16 protein-coding genes are annotated in these 19,750 nt (G+C 72.8%); 6 read left to right on the top strand and 10 right to left on the bottom strand.

Annotated elements, in window-relative coordinates:
- Nucleotides 1-55: 55 nt before the first annotated feature.
- The 6 genes from ACULK4_RS02130 to gabT all read right to left on the bottom strand — a co-directional run bounded on the left by ACULK4_RS02130 (nucleotide 56) and on the right by gabT (nucleotide 8,272).
- The gene (locus ACULK4_RS02130; RefSeq protein ID WP_445964810.1) at nucleotides 56-1,606 is read right to left on the bottom strand and encodes an APC family permease; all 1,551 of its coding nucleotides are present in this window, start codon (nucleotides 1,604-1,606) and stop codon (nucleotides 56-58) included.
- Nucleotides 1,603-2,493, bottom strand: coding sequence for a universal stress protein (locus tag ACULK4_RS02125; RefSeq protein ID WP_445964809.1), 891 nt, complete (start codon nucleotides 2,491-2,493; stop codon nucleotides 1,603-1,605). Before ACULK4_RS02125 ends, ACULK4_RS02130 begins: the two co-directional genes overlap by 4 nt.
- Entirely contained in the window at nucleotides 2,490-3,863 is a 1,374-nt protein-coding gene (locus tag ACULK4_RS02120; protein ID WP_445964808.1) for a flavin monoamine oxidase family protein, read from the bottom strand. The genes ACULK4_RS02125 and ACULK4_RS02120 overlap by 4 nt, the downstream gene beginning before the upstream one ends.
- 254 nt (nucleotides 3,864-4,117) lie before the next feature.
- Nucleotides 4,118-5,587, bottom strand: a complete 1,470-nt coding sequence (locus ACULK4_RS02115) for an NAD-dependent succinate-semialdehyde dehydrogenase (protein WP_445964807.1) — start codon at nucleotides 5,585-5,587, stop codon at nucleotides 4,118-4,120.
- A gap of 40 nt (nucleotides 5,588-5,627) precedes the next feature.
- On the bottom strand, nucleotides 5,628-6,917 hold the full coding sequence (locus ACULK4_RS02110; protein WP_445964806.1) for a Glu/Leu/Phe/Val family dehydrogenase: 1,290 nt from the start codon (nucleotides 6,915-6,917) through the stop codon (nucleotides 5,628-5,630).
- Nucleotides 6,914-8,272, bottom strand: a complete 1,359-nt coding sequence (gabT, locus tag ACULK4_RS02105; RefSeq protein WP_445964805.1) for a 4-aminobutyrate--2-oxoglutarate transaminase — start codon at nucleotides 8,270-8,272, stop codon at nucleotides 6,914-6,916. The genes ACULK4_RS02110 and gabT overlap by 4 nt, the downstream gene beginning before the upstream one ends.
- A gap of 130 nt (nucleotides 8,273-8,402) precedes the next feature.
- Here gabT and ACULK4_RS02100 point away from each other — a divergent pair, with 130 nt between their 5' ends.
- The 3 genes from ACULK4_RS02100 (at nucleotide 8,403) to ACULK4_RS02090 (ending at nucleotide 11,099) form a co-directional block, all read left to right on the top strand.
- Entirely contained in the window at nucleotides 8,403-9,956 is a 1,554-nt protein-coding gene (locus tag ACULK4_RS02100) for a helix-turn-helix domain-containing protein (RefSeq protein WP_445964804.1), read from the top strand.
- 79 nt (nucleotides 9,957-10,035) lie between these two features.
- Entirely contained in the window at nucleotides 10,036-10,236 is a 201-nt protein-coding gene (locus ACULK4_RS02095) for a DUF1918 domain-containing protein (protein WP_445964803.1), read from the top strand.
- Between the two features lie 92 nt (nucleotides 10,237-10,328).
- Nucleotides 10,329-11,099 carry an SGNH/GDSL hydrolase family protein gene (locus ACULK4_RS02090; protein ID WP_445964802.1) on the top strand — a complete coding sequence of 257 codons (771 nt, stop codon included), beginning with the start codon at nucleotides 10,329-10,331 and terminating at the stop codon, nucleotides 11,097-11,099.
- Between the two features lie 108 nt (nucleotides 11,100-11,207).
- On the opposite strand, the gene ACULK4_RS02085 is transcribed toward ACULK4_RS02090, so the two are convergent.
- A complete protein-coding gene (locus ACULK4_RS02085) occupies nucleotides 11,208-11,702 on the bottom strand; it encodes an FBP domain-containing protein (RefSeq protein WP_445964801.1) in 495 nt (164 codons plus the stop codon).
- A 79-nt stretch (nucleotides 11,703-11,781) separates the two neighbouring features.
- Nucleotides 11,782-13,077: an aminotransferase class V-fold PLP-dependent enzyme gene (locus ACULK4_RS02080; protein WP_445964800.1), complete on the bottom strand. Its 1,296-nt coding sequence runs from the start codon at nucleotides 13,075-13,077 to the stop codon at nucleotides 11,782-11,784.
- Between the two features lie 265 nt (nucleotides 13,078-13,342).
- Here ACULK4_RS02080 and ACULK4_RS02075 point away from each other — a divergent pair, with 265 nt between their 5' ends.
- Nucleotides 13,343-15,034, top strand: coding sequence for a stealth family protein (locus ACULK4_RS02075; RefSeq protein ID WP_445965188.1), 1,692 nt, complete (start codon nucleotides 13,343-13,345; stop codon nucleotides 15,032-15,034).
- A gap of 7 nt (nucleotides 15,035-15,041) precedes the next feature.
- Here ACULK4_RS02075 and ACULK4_RS02070 read toward each other — a convergent pair whose 3' ends face one another.
- Nucleotides 15,042-15,986, bottom strand: a complete 945-nt coding sequence (locus tag ACULK4_RS02070) for a phosphodiesterase (RefSeq protein WP_445964799.1) — start codon at nucleotides 15,984-15,986, stop codon at nucleotides 15,042-15,044.
- Nucleotides 15,987-16,256: 270 nt separating this feature from the next.
- Nucleotides 16,257-16,871 (bottom strand): hypothetical protein, encoded by a 615-nt coding sequence (locus ACULK4_RS02065; RefSeq protein WP_445964798.1) that lies wholly within the window; start codon nucleotides 16,869-16,871, stop codon nucleotides 16,257-16,259.
- A 176-nt stretch (nucleotides 16,872-17,047) separates the two neighbouring features.
- On the opposite strand from ACULK4_RS02065, the gene ACULK4_RS02060 reads away from it, so the two are divergent.
- Both ACULK4_RS02060 and ACULK4_RS02055 read left to right on the top strand, forming a co-directional pair.
- On the top strand, nucleotides 17,048-18,025 hold the full coding sequence (locus ACULK4_RS02060) for an ABC transporter ATP-binding protein (protein WP_445964797.1): 978 nt from the start codon (nucleotides 17,048-17,050) through the stop codon (nucleotides 18,023-18,025).
- Nucleotides 18,022-19,719: an ABC transporter permease gene (locus tag ACULK4_RS02055; RefSeq protein WP_445964796.1), complete on the top strand. Its 1,698-nt coding sequence runs from the start codon at nucleotides 18,022-18,024 to the stop codon at nucleotides 19,717-19,719. Before ACULK4_RS02060 ends, ACULK4_RS02055 begins: the two co-directional genes overlap by 4 nt.
- Nucleotides 19,720-19,750 lie beyond the last annotated feature (31 nt).

Genomic DNA, 19,750 nt, shown 5'->3' with positions numbered 1-19,750 from the left:
GCGGTTCGCGGTGTCGCACCGGGTCCGCGCGGTACGCCGCACGGCCCGGGCGGTCTCAGTCGGCCGCTGCGCGCGAGAGGGTCTCGCCGCGGAAGAACGCGGGCCGCGTGATCGCCTGCCAGATCATGATCACGACGCCCGTGAGCAGCACGACCATGCCGAGGATGAACACGAGGCCGAGGCCGAAGACGTTCGAGCCGCTGCCGTAGTCCGGGTCCATGCTGTCGACCAATGTCGTGACGAACAGCACCGACAGGATGACGCCGCCGACGAGCGGGAACAGCAGGGTGAAGAAGAACTCCCGCACCGTGCGGAACCAGGTCTTCCGGAAGAACCACACCGCCGCGAACGCCGTGATGCCGTAGTAGAAGCAGATCATCATGCCCAGCGCGGTGATGGTGTCCCACAGGACGTTCTCGCTCACGAAGCGCATGACCGCGTAGAAGGCGGATGCCACGACCGCGGACACGATCGTCGCGTACCCGGGCGTGAAGAACCGCGGGCTCACCTGCGCGAACCTCTTCGGCAGCGCGCCGTAGTGGCCCATCGCGAGGAGCGTGCGCGCGGGCGACACGAACGTCGACTGCAGGCTGGACGCGGAGCTCGTGAGCACCGCGAGCGACACGAGGATCGCGAGCGGGCCGAGCACGGGACCGGCGAGCGCGAAGAACACGTTGTCCTGGATGTCGGGGTTGCCGAGGCCGAACTCGCCCTCGCCGACACCGGCGAACGCGATGAGCGACACCGAGATGAGCAGGTAGAGCGCCACGATGATGAGCACCGACAGAGTCGCCGCGCGCCCCGGGGTCTTCTCCGCGCCCTTCGTCTCCTCGTTCATGGTGAGCGCGACGTCCCAGCCCCAGAAGATGAAGATCGACAGCGACAGTCCGGCTGCGAGCGCGCTGAAGTCGCTGACGGCGAACGGGTTGAACCAGCTGAGCTCGATCGGCGTGGCGTCGAACGCGGAGCCGTTGGCGACGCCGATGAGCGCGGCGCCCGAGAAGATCACGAGCACGAGCACCTGGAACCCGACGAGCCAGTACTGCAGCTTCTGCGTGGTCTGCATGTCGCGGTACGAGATCATCGTCGCGCCGAGCATGAACAGCAGGCAGACGACCACGTTCACGAACGGGTTCGCGGCGATGCCCGCGATCCCGGGGTCGCCCACGATCTGCGAGATCGCGAGGAACAGGAAGTCGACCGCGACGCCGGCGAGGTTCGACAGCACGAGGATCGTCGCGGCGACCAGGCCCCATCCGGCCATCCAGCCGATCCAGGGGCCGAACGCACGCGTCGCCCACGTGAACGAGGTGCCCGAGTCGGGCATGCGGCGGTTGAGCTCGCGGTAGCCGAATGCCACGAGGAGCATCGGGACGAAGCCGAGCAGGATGATCGCCGGCACCTGCGTGCCGACCTCCGACACCGTCGGGCCGAGGGCGGCCGTGAGCGTGTAGGCGGGGGCGATGCACGAGATGGCGATCACGACCGCGCCGATGAGGCCGACCGATCCGGCGGACAGGCCCTTCTTGCTGATGCCGTGATCCGACGAGGCGACCGCTCGAGTCGCCTCGGTGAGCGGGGCCTGGGCGGGGGGTGGTTGCGTCATTGCACTGTCTTTCCGGAGTCGGTGGTGCGCGGCACCACGATCATGGGCACCGGGAGTTCGCGCAGCATCTTCGCCGCGGTGGAGCCCAGGAAGAGGTGGCGCGGCGCCGCGAGGCGGCTCGAGCCGACGAGCACGAGCTCGCCCTGATGCCAGTCGAGGGCGCGGACGGCGTCCTCGATGGAGGCGCCGGTCGCGGTCTCGACGGTCGCGTCGATCCCGTCGGGCAGCGCTCGGCGGGCCTCGTCGAGCACCTCCTCGGCGTGCACGGTGCTGGTGAGCTTCACGAGCTCGGGGTCGAGCCCGTGCGGCAGGTCGATGGGCACGAGCGAGACCAGGCGCAGCGGCGCATTCGCCGCCCGGGCGAGCTCGACGCCGGCATCCAGCAGCGCGTCGGCGCCGGGCCGGGTGCCGACGCACGCGGTGATCCGCGTGACGCCCCGGCCGGCCGGCACCTCGCGCGAGCCCGCGGGAGCGATCACGACGGGCACGTCGGACGAATGCAGCAGCTCGTTCGCGACCGACCCGATGCGGGACCGGCCGAGCAGTCCGCCGCCGGCGGCGCCGACGACGATGAGCGAGGCGCCGAACTCGTGGGCGGCCGCGACGAGGCCCTCGGCGTACGACTCGGCGTAGCGGAGGTGCAGCTTCGACGCGACATCCGCCCCCAGGTGCTTCGACGCCTCGGCGAGCCATTCGCGCGACTGCTCGCGCAGGTACCGCTCGTATCCCGCGTCGGCGGGCACGAGGCTGTTGCGCGCCTCGGAGGGCAGGATCATCACGACCTCGAGCAGCGCCTCGGCCGCGGTCGCGATGCGGTTCGCGAGCGCCAGCGCGTCGGCGCCGGCCTCGTTCGCGGTGTAGCCGACGACGATCTTCAGGTCGCTCACGCGAGCTCCTCCAGGATCTGCGAGGCGACGAGGCGGCCCATGCGGATGGCGCCGTCGACGTGCTGGTAGCCCTTGCCTGCCATGTCGGAGCAGGCGAAGCGGATCGGCCCGACGGGCGCGCGGAGGTCGGCGCCGTAGCGCGCGAGGCCGCCCATGTCGAAGCTCGCGGCGTACGCGCCGCGCGTCCACTCCTCCGAACCCCAGTCGCTCTCGTAGTACACGACCGGGTGCTTGGCCTGCTCACCGTAGTAGTGCGACATCGACTCGAGGATGCGCGCCCTGCGCTCCTCGGCCGAGAGCTGGAACACGCCATCTGCGGCCTCGTCGGCGACGAACGCGACGAGCGTGCCGCGCGGGTCGCCGTGGTTGGAGTTGTCGTACGCCTCGTGCACGAGCTCCCACGGGCTGAACGCGGTGCCCGACAGGCCCTGCTCGCGCCAGAACGGCGTCTCGTAGACGGCGTGCACCTTGATGACGAAGCCCATCGAGAGGTGCTGGTGCAGCTGGTGCTGGCGGCGCGGCAGCGGCGGCTCGTACGAGATGCGGTTCACGAGGATCGGCGGCACTGCCAGCACGATCTCGCGGCCGTGCACCTCGAGCTCGTCGGTCACGGCGACGACCGCGGCCCGCCCGGGCGCGGCATCCGCCTGCCACCGGATGGTGCGGACCGGCTGGTTCAGGCGAACGCGCTCGCCGAGCCGCTCCGCGAGCCCGATCGGCACGAGCTGGAGGCCGCCGACGACGCGGCGGTCGAGGATGAAGTCGGCGTCGACGAGGTTCGAGAACGAGCCCGCGGATGCCGCCATGAGCAGGGCCTGCAGCGCCGAGAACGCGTGCGCGGGCTTGGTGAGCATGGCGCCGGCGATGAACATGCCGATGTTCTCGCGCGCCTCCTCGTCGTCGGTCTGGGTCTCGAGCCAGTGCGCGAACGAGATCTCGTCGAGTTCCTTCGCGCGCGGGTGCGCCCACGGCTGCTCGGGGTCGATCTCGGCGACGAGCGCGTCGAGCTTCTCGATGAGCGTCAGGATCTCCTGCTCGGTCGCCGGCGGCACCGGGAAGATGTCGCCCTCGAACTTCTTGACCTCGCCGTCGGGCCCGATGTAGACGTTGACGCCCTCGCGGAAGCGCGGATAGGTCTCGAGGCCCAGCTCGTCGAGCGTCTCGATGAGGGCGTCCTGGTCGGGCGAGACCCACTGGCCGCCGACCTCGAGCATGGCGCCGTCGATGACGTCGGTGTGCAGGCGGCCGCCGACGCGGTCGCGCGCCTCGAGCACGACGACGTCGCGCCCGGCCCTGACGAGCTCGGTCGCGGCCGTGAGGCCCGCGGCGCCCGCGCCGACGATGACGACGTCGGTGTCGATCCGTTGCATGGTTCTGGTTCTTTCTGTTCAGAATTCAGGAACGGCGCGTCCGCGCCGGTTGCAGAATCCAGGAGCGCGGCGGTCGCGCCGCCCGGTCGTCGCGCACATTCACTCGCGCGGGTGCCCAGTCACGACCACCGCTCCTGAATTCTGGAACTGCGTTTGATGCGTACGCGTGAGCAGTTCCTGAATTGTGCGAAGGGGGCGGATGTCGCGACGCGAGCACGCACGTGCCAGGCGCGTCGCGACATCCGCTCGCCCGGTCAGGCCGGGATCAGGGTGTACTTCGTGTCGAGGAACTCGTGGATGCCCTCGAAGCCGCCCTCGCGGCCGATGCCCGACTGCTTGACGCCGCCGAAGGGGGCGGCCGCGTTCGAGACGAGGCCGGTGTTGAGGCCCATCATGCCGGTGTCGAGGCGGTCGATCATGCGGTGACCGCGCGCGAGGTCCTGCGTGAACACGTAGGAGATGAGGCCGTACTCGGTGGAGTTCGCGAGGCGCACCGCGTCGTCCTCGTCGGCGAACGTGGTGATGCCGAGCACCGGCCCGAAGATCTCCTCGCGGAGCAGGCGCGCGTCGGAGCCGACGTCGCCGAGCACGGTCGGGGCGTAGAACGAGCCGGTGCCGTCGATCGGCGAGCCGCCCGCGAGGACCTTCGCGCCCTTGGCGACGGCGTCCTCGACGAGCTCGTGGGTCGAGGCCACGGCGTCGTCGTCGATGAGCGGGCCGATGTTCACGCCGTCCTCGGTGCCGCGGCCGACGCGCATCGCCGAGACGCGCTCGCTGACGCGCTTGGCGAACTCGGCGGCGACCGCCTCGTGCACGATGAACCGGTTTGCCGCCGTGCATGCCTGGCCGATGTTGCGGAACTTCGCGACCATCGCGCCCTCGACCGCCTTGTCGAGGTCGGCGTCCTCGAACACGACGAACGGCGCGTTGCCGCCGAGCTCCATCGACGTGCGGAGGATGCCCTGCGCCGACTGCTCGATGAGCTTGCGGCCGACCTCGGTCGAACCCGTGAACGAGAGCTTGCGCAGGCGCGGGTCGGCGATGATCGGACCCGAGACCTTCGACGAGCTCGTGGTCGTGACGACGTTGACGACGCCCTTCGGCAGGCCGACCTCTTCCAGCAGCTGCACGAACGCGATGGTCGTGAGCGGGGTGAGTGCGGCGGGCTTCACGACGACGGTGCAGCCTGCGGCGAGCGCCGGCGCGATCTTGCGGGTCGCCATCGCGAGCGGGAAGTTCCACGGCGTGATGAAGTACGACGGACCGACGGGGCGCTGCGCGACCACGATGCGGCCCGTGCCCTCGGGATTCCAGCCGTAGCGGCCGGTGATGCGCACGGCCTCCTCGCTGAACCAGCGGAGGAACTCGCCGCCGTAGTTCACCTCGCCGCGCGCCTCGGCGAGCGGCTTGCCCATCTCGAGCGTCATGAGGAGGGCGAAGTCCTCGCGGCGCTCCATCAGCCGGTCGAAGGCGCGGCGGAGGATCTCGCCGCGCTCGCGCGGTGCGGTCGCGGCCCACGCGTCCTGCGCGGCGACGGCAGCGTCGAGGGCGCGGAGGCCGTCGGCGGGCGACGCATCGGCGATGGTCTTGATGACCTCGCCCGTGGCCGGGTCGCGGACCTCGAAGGTCTTCCCGCCCTCGGCGGCGACCCACTCGCCGCCGATGAAGAGGCCGTCGGCGACGCGGTCGAGGAGGGCGGATTCCTGCGTTGCAGTGCTGGTCATGCGTTGGTGTCCGTTCCAGTCGTGCGCGGGTCTCGCGCGATCACGGGTAGAGGCCGCGGATGCGGTGCGCCTCGGCGACGCGCTCGACGGCGAGCGCCGTGGCGGCGGTGCGGAGCGAGAGGTCGCGGGCCTCGGCGTAGCCGAGGACGTGACGCCAGGCGTTCAGCATCCGCTCCTCAAGTCTGCTCTCGACCTCGTCGGCACGCCACCAGTACGCCTGGTTGGCCTGCACCCACTCGAAGTACGAGACGATGACACCGCCCGCGTTGGCGAGGATGTCGGGGACGACGAGCACGCCGCGCTCGCGCAGGATCGCGTCGGCGGCGGGGGTCGTGGGGCCGTTGGCGCCCTCCACGATCACGCGGGCGAGCACGTCGCGCGCGTTGGACTCGTTGAGCACGCCCTCGACCGCGGCGGGCACGAGCAGGTCGACGTCCTGGGTGAGCAGGTCATCGCGGCCGAGCTCGTCCGCTTCGGCGAAGCCGATGACCGAGCCGGTGGCGCGCACGTGGTCGCTGAGCGCCTCGATGTCGAGGCCGCGGTCGTCGCGCACGGCGCCGTATTGGTCGCTCACCGCGGTGACGCGCACGCCGGCCTCGGCGAGGAACCGCGCGGCATCCGCACCGACCTTGCCGAAGCCCTGCACGGCCGCGGTCGAGCGTGACGGCTCGAACCCGGCGTGGCGGAGCGCGGCGAGCGCGATGTGCGTGACGCCGCGGCTCGTGGCCGACGCCCGGCCGAGCGAGCCGCCGAGCGAGATCGGCTTGCCGGTGACGATGCCGGGCACCGTGTAGCCGGAGTTCACCGAGTAGGTGTCCATGATCCAGGCCATGGTCTGCTCGTCGGTGCCGATGTCGGGTGCGGGGATGTCGCGCTCCGGGCCGATGATCGGCAGGATCTCGCTCGTGTAGCGGCGCGTGACGCGCTCGAGCTCGGCCATCGAGTGCTCGCGCGGGTCGATCGCGAGCCCGCCCTTCGCACCGCCGTACGGCACGTCGAGCAGGGCGCACTTCCAGGTCATCCACATCGCGAGCGCGCGGACCTCGTCGAGGTTCACGTTCGGCGCGTAGCGGAGGCCGCCCTTGGCGGGGCCGCGCGAGAAGTTGTGCTGCACGCGGTAGCCGAGGTACAGGCGGCTCTCGCCCGAGTCCATGCGCAGCGGCACGGCCACGCTGAGCTCGCGGCGCGGGGTCGCGAGCATCTGGTGGAGGCCGTCGCCGTAGCCGAGCAGGTCGACGGCCTCGGCGAGCTGCGAGCGCGCGTCGGCGAGCGGGGTGGCTTCGAGCGTGACGGATGCCGCGGCATCCGTCGGCGCCGTCACGGGGTTCATGCCTGCTTCAGCCCCTCGGCGATGACGTCGAGGCCCTCGACGAGCAGCTCGTCGCTGATCGTGAGCGGCGGGAGGAAGCGGATGACGTTGCCGTACGTGCCGCACGTGAGCACGAGCACGCCGTTGGCGTGGGCGTACGCGGCGAGCCGGCCGGTGAGCGCGGCGTCGGGCGCCCCGGTCGTCGGGTCGACGAGCTCGATCGCGACCATCGCGCCGCGGCCCCGGACGTCGCCGATGCGGGCGTCGGCGGTGCGGAGCGCGTTGAGGCGGCCGATGAGCACGGCGCCGATCTGGCGGGCACGCTCGATGAGGCCGTCCTGCTCGTACGACTCGATCGCGGCGAGCGCGGCGGCGCACGCGAGGGGGTTGCCGCCGTAGGTGCCGCCGAGGCCGCCGACGTGGGCGGAGTCCATGATGTCGGCGCGGCCGGTGACCGCCGAGAGCGGCAGTCCGCCGGCGATGCCCTTCGCGGTGACGACGAGGTCGGGCACGATGCCGTCGTGCTCGCTCGCGAACCAGGCGCCCGTGCGGCCGAAGCCGGTCTGCACCTCGTCGGCGATGAACACGACGTCGTTCTCGTTCGCCCACGTGACGAGCGCGGGGAGGAAGCCGGGTGCGGGCACGATGAAGCCGCCCTCGCCCTGAATGGGCTCGATGATGATCGCGGCGAGGTTGTTCGCGCCGATCTGCTTCTCGATCTGCGTGATCGCGCGGGCCGCGGCCTCGGCGCCCGAGAGGCCGTTGTCGCGGTAGGGGTAGCTGAGCGGCGCGCGGTACACCTCGGGCGCGAACGGGCCGAAGCCGTCCTTGTAGGGGATGTTCTTCGCCGTGAGGCCCATCGTGAGGTTCGTGCGGCCGTGGTAGGCGTGGTCGAACGCGACGACGGCCATCTTCTTCGTGTGGTGGCGGGCGATCTTGATCGCGTTCTCGACGGCCTCGGCGCCCGAGTTGAACAGGGCCGAGCGCTTCTCGTGGTCGCCGGGCGTGAGCTCGTTGAGCTTCTCGGCGACGGCGACGTAGCTGTCGTAGGGCGCGACCGTGAAGCACGTGTGGGTGAAGGCGTTCAGCTGGGCGGTGACCGCCTCGACGACGCGCGGGTTGGCGTTGCCGACGCCGGTGACGGCGATGCCCGAGCCGAGGTCGATGATCGAGTTGCCGTCGGCGTCGACGACGACGCCGCCGCCGGCCGCGACGACCGAGACGGGGATGGTGGTGCCGACGCCCTTGGCGACGGCGTGGGCCTTCCGGTCCATGAGCTCCTGCGAGCGCGGGCCGGGGATGCTGGTGACGAGGCGGCGCTCCTGCGGGAGGGCGGGACCGCCGACGGCGGTGGCCGTGGGTTCGACGAGGGTCATGGGATGCTCCGATGCGGTGACGACGGTGGCGGTGTCGGGCCATGGTAGGCAGGCCGAAACGGATGCCACCCTCTCCCCGATGTACACTCGACACCAGTGTTCTCGACGTGACGTATATCGAGGTGATCCCGTGAAGCCGACCGTGCGCACCCTGCTGGAACGCAGCGACCTCGCGCTCACCGCGCTCGTCGGCGAGTCGCACCTGCCCGATGGCGCGCTCGACGCCCCGGTGCCGTGGGTGCACAGCTCCGACCTCGATGACCCCGCCCCCTTCCTCGAGCCGGGGCAGGTGCTGCTCACGACCGGCACCCAGTTCGGCGCCGACACCGGGCACGACGACCCGGCGGTCTTCGACGCGTACGTCGCCCGGCTCGCCGGCGCCGGTCTCGCCGCGCTCGGCTTCGGCACCGAGGTGGTCCGCGCCGGCACGCCGGACCTACTCGTCGAGGCCTGCGGGCGCCACGGCGTGCCGCTGTTCGAGGTGCCGTACCGCGTGCCGTTCATCCGCATCGCCCGCACGATCGCCGACCTCAACGCCGCCGACTCGAACGCCCGGCAGGCGTGGGCCCTGCAGGCGCAGCGGGCGATCTCGCTCGCCGCGCTCCGCCCCGACGGGCTCGGCGCGACGCTCACCGAGCTGAGCAACCGCCTGGGCACCTGGGTCGGACTCGTGGACGCTGCGGGCGCGCTCGACCGCGAGGCCCCCGAGGGCGGTCTCGGCCAGCCGGCGCTCGGCGAGGTCGTCGGCGAGGCGCGTTCCATGCTGCGCCGCGGGCAGCGCGCCGGCCGCACGCTGGAGGCTGGCGCGTCGGTGGGGCGGCCGCAGCGGATGACGCTGCAGACCCTCGGCGCGGGCGGCGCCCTGCGCGGCGTGCTCGCGATCGGCGAGTCCCCCGAGCTCGACCAGGCCGGTCGCGAGGTCGTCACCTCGGTGATCGCGCTCGCCGGACTCGCGCTCGAGCAGAACCGCGACCTCGACCGCGCCCGTGGGCACCTGCGCTCGGGGCTCCTGCGTTCGATGCTCGCCGGAGACGTGCACCTCGCGAGCGAAGTCTCCGCCGAGATGTGGGGCCCGCTGCCGGCCGACCCCGTCCGGGTCGCGGTCGCCGACCTGCCCACCGAGCACATCGACCGCGTCGCCGAGTTCCTCGAGCTGCGCGTCGACGAGCGCGGCGGGCGGCTGTTCTTCGGCCGCGACGGCGAATCCATGACGCTCGTCATGCAGGACTCCGACAGCGGCGTGGCCGACGAGCTCGCGGTCGAGTTCGACGTGCCCGTCGGGGTCTCCGACGCGGCATCCGTCGCCCGACTCGCCGAGCTGCACGAGCAGGCGCTGCGCGCGCTCGAACGGGCACGTGAGACCGGGCCGGGCGTCACGATGTTCGACGACATCAGCCGTCAGGGCGTGCTCGCCTTCCTCGCCCGGACCGACGCGCGCGCCGTCGCCCGGGCCACGCTCGCCCCGCTCATCGAGCACGACGCGGAGAGCGGTACGGCGCTGCTCGAGACCACGCGCGCCTGGCTGTCGAACGGCGGCCAGTTCGACGCGACCGCGCAGGAGCTGGGCGTGCACCGTCACACCGTGCGCAGTCGCATCGCGCTCGCCGAGAAACTGCTCGGTCGCGACCTGTCGGGCTTCCACGCACGCGCCGACCTCTGGGCGGCCCTGCTCGCGACCGACTGACCCGCGCCCCCTTCCGGGCCTCCGGACGTCGGCGTACGGTGGAACGAGGACGGTTCTCGCGACAGAGGGAGGGTTCCCGATGCAGGCGACGGTCGGAGATCGACTGGTCATCCACGGCAAGCAGGTCGGCAGCGCCGAACGGCACGGCGAGGTGCTCGAGGTGCGCGGCGCCGACGGCGGCCCGCCGTACATGGTGCGCTTCGACGACGGCCACGAGGCGCTCCTCTACCCCGGCAGCGACTGCGAGATCGAGCACGCGCACCGGCACGCCGCGCACTGAACGGCGGCCGCCGTGGCAGACACGCCGCGGCTCCGTGACGCCCGTAGCGCAATCCGGCGAGGGTGACGGAGCCGCACGCTAGCGTGGAACGCATGCTCTTCCACTCGTACGTGGCGATCGGCGACAGCTTCACCGAGGGCGTGGGCGATGTGCTGCCCGACGGCTCGGTGCGGGGCTGGGCCGACTTCGTCGCGCTCGGGATGGCGAAGGAGGCCGCGCCCCAGCCGGTGCGGTACGCGAACCTCGCGATCCGCGGCCGCAAGCTGGGCCCCATCGTCGACGAGCAGCTCGAGGCGGCCATCGCGCTGAAGCCCGAGGTGATCAGCTTCAACGGCGGCGGCAACGACATGCTCCGCCCCCGCATGCCCGAGGAGCTCGTGGCGCAGCGGTTCCGGCAGGCGGTGCACCGCATCCGCGATGAGGGCATCCACGTGCTCATGCTGAGCGGCGCGAATCCGACCGACCATCTCCCCCTCGGGCGCGTGTTCGACGCGCGCGGCGCGCGCCTGACGACGGCGCTCTACGACCTCGCGTCGCTCGACGGCGTGACGTTCGTCGACAACTTCGCCGACCGGGGGCTCCGCGACATCCGCTACTGGTCGTCCGACAAGCTGCACCTCAATTCGCTCGGGCACGCGCGGGTCGCTTCGAACGTGCTCACCGCGCTCGGCGTGCCCGTGCCCGAGGAGTGGGGCGTCGCCGAGGTCGCCGCCGCACCCCCCGGCCCGCGCAGCCGCAACACCGCGGTGTACTACCGCGAGTACGTGCTGCCGTGGATCGGCCGCCGCCTCACCGGCCGCTCGTCGGGCGACGGACGCGCGGCGAAGCGCGCCGTCCTCGAGCCGGTCGCGCTCGACGCGTAGGCACCCGGCGGTCGAGCAGCGGCGAAGCCGCGTATCGCGACCCGGCGGCGGGGTCTCGATACGGCGCGACGCGTCCTACTCGACCAGCCTCGACCAGCAGAGGGCGGCTCAGCCGGCGCGCACGCCCTCGACGAACGCACGCGTGCGGCGGGCGAGCCCGTCGATGCGCGCCCACACGTGCGAGCCCGTGCGCACCTCGGCGGGGGCGAGCGGGGCGTGCAGGCGCACGTTCTCCTGGCACGACAGGTCGCTGCAGAGGTAGGTCCCGACCGTGTTGCCGTTGCGTCCGGCCTCGCCGGCGCGGCGCGCGGAGAACATCGTGACCTGGTTGGCGGGCTGCTGGGTGTGGCACAGGTTGCACATGCCGGCGCGGAACCGCGACGAGGGCGGGTCGGCTGCGCGCAGCACGATCCCGACGGGCTCGTCGTCGATGATCGTGACGAGGTAGCCGCGGCGGCTCGCCCTCCGGTCGCGCCATGCGAGCGCGTCGACGTGCTCCCAGTCGACCAGCAGGTACTCGAGCGGCAGTTCGAGCTCCTCGAGCTCTCGATCGGTCGCGTTCACGAACGACGACCGGAGCTCGTCCTCGCTGAGCGGACGCATTCCGACCCCCTTCGACCCGAACCAGTGTAGGCGGGTCTCCGGATGTCGCCTGCCGCGCGACGGCGCCGTCGGCCCGCCCTCAGCCCAGCTCCGGCCGCGGGCGGTCGTCGTGGCGCGGGCACCAGCCGGCCGGGGTCCGGTCGTACGCGTGCGCGGGCCCGTCGGCGACCAGCCGGGCGAGCGCGTCCACGAACCGGTCGACGTCGTCGGCCGACGAGCCCGCGCCGACGCTCGCCCGCAGGCCGTTCGCGCGCGCGGCCAGGCGGTCGAAGAAGGGGTGCGCGCAGAAGCGCCCGGCCCTGACGGAGATGCCGTGCTCGGCGGCGAGCGCCGCGGCGACGAGGCCGACCGAACCTCGCTCGAGCTCGATCGTCGCGATGCCGAGCCGGTCGTCGACGTCGGCGAACCCGCGGAGCACGCGGACGCCGGGGATGCCGGCGAGCCCCGCGTGGAGCCGCTCGGTGAGCGCCGTCTCGTGCGACCGGCGCGCGTCGTCACCGAGCCGCTCGAGTTCGCCGAGCGCGCTCGCGATCGCCGAGATGCCGATCACGTTCGGGGTCCCCGCCTCGTGCCGCTCCGGGCCGGTCCTCCACACGGACGCTGCCAGCCCGACGGACTCGACGGCGCCGCCGCCCGCGAGGTGCGCGGGCGCGGCGTCGAGCCAGTCGGCGCGTCCGACGAGCGCACCCGCCCCGAAGGGGGCGTACGCCTTGTGCCCCGAGAACGCGACGTAGTCGATGCCGGAGGCCGCGAGGTCGACGCGCCGGTGCGGCAGCAGCTGCGCGGCATCCACCGCCAGCCGGGCGCCGTGCTCGTGCGCGAGCGATGCGAGCACGTCGATCGGCAGCACCTCGCCCGTGAGGTTGGACGCGCCCGTGACCGAGAGCAGCGCGGCGGGGCGTGGGCGCAGCTCGGCGGCGAGCGAATCGATCGTCGCCGAGAGGGTGGGCTGCGCGAGGACGACGCGGCGCCCGCGCCGTTCCCACGGGAGCAGGTTGGCGTGGTGCTCGATGTCGAGCACCACGGTGTCGCCGGGCACGGCGGAGGCGAGCAGATTGAGCGCGTCGGTCGTGTTGCGCGTGAACACGACGTGATCGTCGATCCGGGCGCCGACGTGGCGGGCGACGGCGACGCGCGCGTCCTCGACGAGCGCGGTCGACGCCTGCGAGAGGTACCCGGTGCCCCGGTGCACGCTCGCGTAGTACGGCAGCACGCGTTCGACGTGCACGGCGACGACCGCGAGCGCGGGGGCGGATGCCGCGATGTCGAGGTTCACGTGGCGTACCCTGCCGCCGCCCAGGACCGGCACCTCGAGGCCGGCGTCGGCGAGCGGCGCGAGCACCGAGTGCGGTGCGTCCGTGCGGGTGATCGACATGCCAGCTCCCTCCGGTGCGCCGACGGTGCGCCCGAGGCTACGGATGCCGCCGGCCGGCCCTCAAGCACGTGCCGTCACGTCGCGACACCGCACGACATGCGGCGCAACACGCGGCGGCCGGGGTCGACCGGGCGCAAGCCTCATCGCGGGGGCCCGCGGCGGACGTACCATGAGAGCACCACCGCGCCGATCGGCGCGCGACCCCGACCGAGGAGCACCTCACGACGTGACGACGACCGAGCCCGCCGAGACCCGCCGCGACCGCATGCCGAAGACCGGCGACGCCTTCCGCCGCCGTCGTCCCGACCCGGACCCCGGGCTGCGGCTGAGCGACGTGCCCGAGCTCGTCCTCGTCTCCCCCGACGCGACGCACTCGCGGTTCGATCGCGACGACATCGTGGTGCGCAAGGGGCAGTATGCGCTCCGGAACGGGCACGTCACCCCGCAGGAGTCGATGGTCGAGGACCTCTGCGCCGTGGCATCCGCGCTCGACGACGTGGGCATCGACTACCTGCTGGTGCGCCGCGACGGCGGCCGCGCGGTGATCGCGGTCGACCGGGCCGAGCGCAAGGCGGTCGTGCGTGCCCTCGTCGCCGCGTTCGCCGACGAGCCGTTCTATTCGGCGACGCTCGTGCCCGAGCGGGTGGCGGGCGACCGGCACGTGCTCGTCGCCGACGGCGCGCTGTCGACGCATCGCAAGCCGAAGGCGGTGCGGCTGTACCGGCCGCGCGTCGAGCCCGTGGGCCGGCTGCGTTACGGCGCCGAGTCCGCGGTGCAGCTCGAGTTCTGGCGGTTCGGCGAGGACGTCATCGAGGCGCCGCGGGAGAACGCCCTCATGCGCCGCACGCTCCCCCGCGCCGAGGCCGTCGAGGAGACGGTGCACCTGCACGGCCGCGACTGGCGCACGCTCGAGCACATGTGGTCGCCGCTCGCGAGCGACATCGACTTCGAGATCGACATGGTGTTCTCGTGGGTCGACGGCTCCGATGTCGAGTTCCTGCGCGAGCGAGCACGTCGCATGCAGACGTACGTGGTCGGCGAGGGCGACGACTCCGAGGCGCGCTACCGGCAGATCGACGAGCTGAAGTACGCGCTGCGCTCGGTGTACCTGTTCGCCCCGTGGGTGCGCCGGATCTTCGTCTGCACCGATTCGCGCCCGCCGGCGTGGCTCGCGAAGCATCCGAAGGTGACCATCGTGCGCGCCGAGGAGATGTTCGCCGACACGTCGGTGCTGCCCACCTACAATTCGCACGCGGTCGAGAGCCAACTGCACCGCATCCCGGGCATCGCCGAGCACTTCCTCTACTCGAACGACGACATGTTCTTCGGGCGGCCGCTCTCGCCCGACCTGTTCTTCTCGCCGGGCGGCATCACGAAGTTCGTCGAGGCGGGCACCCGCATCGGCCTGGGCGAGTCCGACCCGAGCCGCTCGGGCTTCGAGAACGCCGCGCGCGTGAACCGTCGCCTGCTGCACGACCGCTACGGCAAGGTCACCACGCGCCATCTCGAGCACTGCGCCGCCCCGCTGCGTCGATCCGTCATGGCCGAGCTCGAGCGGGAGTTCCCGGAGGAGTTCCGCCGCACGGCGGCGAGCCGGTTCCGTTCGGCGACCGACATCTCGGTGACCAACTCGCTGTACCACTACTACGCGCTGCTCACCGGGCGCGCGGTCGTGCAGACCGACGCGAACGTGAAGTACGTCGAGACCACGCTGAGGCGCGCGCTGCCCGCGATGAGGCGCCTGCTGAAGCGCCGCGACGTCGACATGTTCTGCCTCAACGACGGCAGCTTCCCCGAGATCTCGGTCGAGGAGCGCACCGAGGCGGTCATCGACTTCCTCGAGCGGTACTTCCCGTTCCCCGCACCGTGGGAGAAGGGCGCGACGGATGCCGCGGGCGCGGTCTTCGCGGCCGACGGCTCGCCGCGCGCAGCCCAGGCCGACGACCCGGCCGCCTGACTCCGCGCTACGCGAGCACCGTGAACGTCTCGGCGTGCGGCGGCTCGGCCGGCACGGGCGCCGGCGCCGCGGCATCCGCGATCTCGACGCCGGCCGTGGCGAGGCGGCGGCGGGTCTCGTCGGCGTCGATCCAGTCGAGCGCGGGTGTCTCGCCGAGCGGCACGACCGAGTGGAGCACCGTGCCCGGATACACGTGCACGAGGTTGAAGGCGCGGGCGCCGTCGCGGCCGCGCGTACCGCCGACGGGCACGTTGAGGTCCTGCGTGTAGCAGCTGGCCGACGCGACCGACACGGGCACGCCTGCGAACGTGGCGGTCGACGAGTAGTGCAGGTGCCCGCCGATGATCGAGCGGATGTCGCTGCCTGCGACGACCTCGGCGAGCGCCCCCTGCTCGCGCAGCTCGACCGAGACGGCGAGATCGAGCACGCTCGGGACGGGCGGGTGGTGCATCGCGAGGATCGTGCCGTCGGGCGCGGGAATCGAGAGCTCCTCGGCGAGCCAGTCGAGCTGGTCGCCCGAGAGCTCGCCGTGGTGGCGGCCGGGCACGGTCGTGTCGAGCGTGATCACCCGGAGCCCGTTCACGTCGTCGACCCGGTCGACGGGACGCTGGCCGCCGGCGACGTCGCCGAGGAGTCCGCGCCGGAACGCGTCGCGGTCGTCGTGGTTGCCCATGACCCAGATGACCCGCGCTCCGATCCGGGCCGCGGCGGGCTCGACGATGCGCCGCAGCAGGTCGTACGCCTCCGATTCGCCGCGGTCGGCGAGGTCCCCGGTGAAGACGATCGCGTCGGGCCTGCCGCCGGACGCCTCGAACTGCTCGAACAGCTCGCGCAGGTGGCGGTCGGCGTCGACCCGGTCGTAGAGCCGCCGCCCTCCGCCCAGCAGGTGCGTGTCGCTGATGTGCAGGAGGAAGTGGGACGGGCGCGGGTACTCGGCCCTGCGGGTGCTCACGTTGACTCCGTCTCGTCGCCGATCGTCCGGGTCGGTTCGAAGCTAGCGCAGCACGTCGAGCCGAACGATCAGTGAATGCGGAGTGTGACGAACCTGAACACCGGCCCGCGCACGACGTCGAGCGGATGTCAAGGGCCTGACGAGCCGGCGTGACCGGGCGCACACTCGAGGCGAGGTGTCGTCACCTCCGGCAGGCCCGGCGGCGCGCCGAAGACCGTTCCCGTCCCCCGGGAGCTCGCGCCGCCGGCCTGCCGCACTCCTCGCGAGGGATCAGTCCTTGTCCTTGTCCGGCCGGTTGGCCGCGCCGGGCGAGTCGCCGGAGTTGCCGGGCGCATCGTCCTCGGGCTCCGTGGTCGGCTCGGCGGGGACCGTGGTCGGCTCCGGGTCGATCGACGGGTCGGTCGCGCCCGGCGCCACGGGCGCCGGCGTCGGCGTGGGGGTCGGGGTCGGTGTCGAGGTCGGCGTCGGGACGGGCGAGGACGGAGCGGGCGTCGGCATCGTGTACCCGGAGCCGGGACCGGGGCGGTCGCCGACCTCGGCGGCCTCGTCGTCGACGCCGGCGACGGACGTGGACGACGCGATCATCGCGGCGGCGCCGCCCAGCGCGATCGCCGACACGAGCAGCGCCCCGCCGATGAGCACCGGCATTCGGTGCGCCGACAGCCACGGCACCACGGGGCCGGCCCTGAACGCGGCGAGCGCCGTGCCGGCCCGATCGCGCGCGGGCGCGACCCGTGCCGTGAGCGGAGCCCACACGCGCTCACGACCCAGGGCGAGCACGGCGAGGGCGACGGCGGCGACACGCTCGACGGGTCCGCGGGGTCCCTCAGGGGGCGCCGCGTGGCGGCCGCGCCGCGCACCCGCCGATCCCCGGGGCCGTTCCATTCCGTCGTCCAACATGTCTCTCACCTGCGATTGCCGGAGTGCAGCCTACCCGTCGGGACCTGAACACGCCGCCCAACGGGGGACACCGGTCGGGGCTTGACTTGCGGCGGGCCCTTCGGCCCGGGCTGCGGCATCCGCTCGCCCGTAGCGTCGAGAAGACCCGGGGAGGTGGCGGCATGCGTCCGATCGAGGTGGAGGACCTGCGGAAGGCGTACGGCGACGTGCAGGCCGTGGACGGCGTCTCGTTCGGCATCGAGCGCGGCGAGGTGTTCGCCCTGCTCGGCCCGAACGGGGCCGGGAAGACGACCGTCGTCGAGATCATCGAGGGCCATCGCTCGGCCGACTCCGGCACCGTGCGCGTGCTCGGGCACGATCCGGCACGGCGCGAACGCGCGCTCCGCGAGCGCATCGGCATCGTGCTGCAGGAGGCGGGCTTCGACGAGGACGCCACGGTCGCCGAGCTCGTGCGCCTGCACCGCGGGCTCTACCCGCGACGGCTCGAGGCGGACGCCGTGATCGACCTCGTCGGGCTCGCCGAGAAGCGCTCGGCGCGCGTGCGCACGCTCTCCGGCGGGCAGCGGCGGCGCCTCGACCTCGCGCTCGGGCTCGTCGGCGCACCCGAGGTGCTGTTCCTCGACGAGCCGACGGTCGGCTTCGACCCCGAGGCCAGGCGCCGGGCGTGGTCGATCGTGCGCGACCTGCGCGACGCCGGCACGACCGTGCTGCTCACCACGCACTACCTCGACGAGGCGCAGCACCTCGCCGACCGGGTCGCCGTCGTCGTCGCGGGCCGCCTCGTCGCGTTGGGTACGCCCGCCGAGCTCGCCTCGCGTGGGCGGTCGACCGTCGTCGCATTCCGGCTGGGGGCGACGGATGCCGCGGTGCCCGCGTCCGCCGCGACACCCGACGGCGCGCCTCCCGGCCTCACCGCCGCGCTCGGCGCATCCGCCCGGCTCGAACCCGACGGCACCGGATGGCGCGTCGCCACCGACGACGCCACGGCGACGCTGCACTCGCTCACGACCTGGTCGCTCGAACGGCACGTCGAGCTCGACGCGCTCGAGGTGCGCCGCCCGACGCTCGAGGACGCCTACCTCGAGCTGGTCGGCGAGCGCGCCGTGCACGCGGGGGCCGATGAGGCGGTGACGGCGTGAGCGGCCCGGCTGCGGCATCCGTCGCCCCCGCCCCGCCAGGAGCGGTCGACGCCGGCCGGCCGGCCGCGGCCGGCATGCTCGCGCGCCGCACCGTGCACGTGCTGCGCTCGCTGTGGCGGGCGCGCATCGCGTTCGTCTTCACGTTCGGCCTGCCGCTGGTGTGGCTGGTGCTCATCGGCATCGTCGCCGGCAACGAGGTCGTCGACCCGACGACCGGGCTGCGGGTCATGCAGTTCGCCGCTCCGACGGCGATCGCGATGGGCTGCCTGTTCGCGACGCTGCCCTCGATCGCGATCGGCGTCGCCGAGGATCGCGAGAAGCTCGTGCTGAAGCGGCTGCGCGGCACCCCGCTGCCCGGCTGGGCCTACGTCACCGCCCAGGTGCTCGCCGTCACCCTGCTCGGAGCCGCCGCCGTCGCCGTCGTGCTCGGCGTCGCGATGATCGCGTACGACGTGGTGATCCCCGACGGGGCGGCGCTGCCGCTCGTCGTCACGATCCTCATCGCGCTCGCCTCGTTCAGCGCGCTCGGCATCGCGATCGCGTCGCTGCTGCCGTCCGCGCGCGCGACGGAGTCCGTCACGATCGGCGCGGCCGTGGTGCTCGCGTTCGTCTCGGGCATCTTCGTGATCGGCACCCTGCCCGCGTGGATCGACACGATCGCGTGGTTCGGGCCGCTGAAGCCGTTCGTCGTGAGCCTGCAGGAGCTGTTCGACCCGTACGACGACCTGCCGCCGTGGAATCTCCGCAACCTCGCGATCGTCGCGGCGTGGGGCGTCGGCGGCGCGATCGTCGCGGCGGTCGCGTTCCGGTGGGAACCGCGGTTCGGTCGCGGGCCGCACGGCGGTCGCGGTCGGGTCGACCGGCCGGTGCGAGCGGATGCCGCGGCGGGGGCGCCGCCCGCGGCACCCGTCACCCGCGTCGAGGCGCGCCCCAGCACGGTCGCATCGCGCGTGCTCGGCCAGGTCGCCGCAGCCCTGCGCTCGACCGTCCGCCGGCCTGGGGACCTGTTCTTCGCCGTCGCGATCCCCGTCGGGCTCATGTGGCTGCTCGTGACCCTGCAGGAGAACGGGGAGCGCGACGGCATCCCGATCGTCACGTCGACGGCCGCGGCGATGTGCGCATGGGGCGTCGCGGTCGTCGCGTTCATGAACACGGCCGACTGGGTATCGCGCGCTGCCGAGCGCGGTCAGCTCAAGCGCCTGCGCGGCACGCCGCTGTCGACCGGCGAGCTCGGCGCGGGTCGCGGGGTCGCGACCGTGCTGGTGAGCTGGGCGATCGCCACAGCACTGCTGCTGCTCGGCCTGCTCGCGTTCGGGCTGCGCACCACCGCCGGGGGCCTGGCGCTCGGCGCGGTCGTGCTCGTGCTCGCCGTGGTGTCGCTCGCCGCGTGCGGCCTGCTGCTCGCGACGGCGCTGCCCGACAACCGCGCCGCGGGCGCTGCCGCGCTCATGATGCTCTTCGTGGTCGCGTTCCTCTCCGACGTGTTCCTCGTGGGAGGTCCGGACTGGATGAGCCGGATCGGCGCGGCGTTCCCGCTGTCGCACCTGCGCATCGCGCTGCTCGAGGCGTGGCGGCCTGACGGGCCGCTCGTGGCGTGGACATCGATCGGGGTGCTCGCGCTGTGGGCCGTGGGCGCATCGGTCGCCGTATGGCTGCTCGTGCGCTCGCGCGCGCGCAGCGACTCGGGTCGCTGACGGGTCGATCGCGGGCTCCGGCGGGATCCCG

This window comes from Agromyces selenitireducens (genome assembly GCF_052748465.2).
Note: the sequence above shows the minus strand (reverse complement) of the source record. Positions and strands in the feature narration are given on the sequence as shown.

Excerpts from the sequence above, each read along its gene's own strand:
- ACULK4_RS02130 (WP_445964810.1), bottom strand. The coding sequence starts at position 1,606 with ATGACGCAACCACCCCCCGCCCAGGCCCCGCTCACCGAGGCGACTCGA.
- ACULK4_RS02120 (WP_445964808.1), bottom strand. The coding sequence starts at position 3,863 with ATGCAACGGATCGACACCGACGTCGTCATCGTCGGCGCGGGCGCCGCG.
- ACULK4_RS02115 (WP_445964807.1), bottom strand. The coding sequence starts at position 5,587 with ATGACCAGCACTGCAACGCAGGAATCCGCCCTCCTCGACCGCGTCGCC.
- ACULK4_RS02110 (WP_445964806.1), bottom strand. The coding sequence starts at position 6,917 with ATGAACCCCGTGACGGCGCCGACGGATGCCGCGGCATCCGTCACGCTC.
- gabT (WP_445964805.1), bottom strand. The coding sequence starts at position 8,272 with ATGACCCTCGTCGAACCCACGGCCACCGCCGTCGGCGGTCCCGCCCTC.
- ACULK4_RS02095 (WP_445964803.1), top strand. The coding sequence starts at position 10,036 with ATGCAGGCGACGGTCGGAGATCGACTGGTCATCCACGGCAAGCAGGTC.
- ACULK4_RS02090 (WP_445964802.1), top strand. The coding sequence starts at position 10,329 with ATGCTCTTCCACTCGTACGTGGCGATCGGCGACAGCTTCACCGAGGGC.
- ACULK4_RS02085 (WP_445964801.1), bottom strand. The coding sequence starts at position 11,702 with ATGCGTCCGCTCAGCGAGGACGAGCTCCGGTCGTCGTTCGTGAACGCG.
- ACULK4_RS02080 (WP_445964800.1), bottom strand. The coding sequence starts at position 13,077 with ATGTCGATCACCCGCACGGACGCACCGCACTCGGTGCTCGCGCCGCTC.
- ACULK4_RS02075 (WP_445965188.1), top strand. The coding sequence starts at position 13,343 with ATGCCGAAGACCGGCGACGCCTTCCGCCGCCGTCGTCCCGACCCGGAC.
- ACULK4_RS02065 (WP_445964798.1), bottom strand. The coding sequence starts at position 16,871 with ATGGAACGGCCCCGGGGATCGGCGGGTGCGCGGCGCGGCCGCCACGCG.
- ACULK4_RS02060 (WP_445964797.1), top strand. The coding sequence starts at position 17,048 with ATGCGTCCGATCGAGGTGGAGGACCTGCGGAAGGCGTACGGCGACGTG.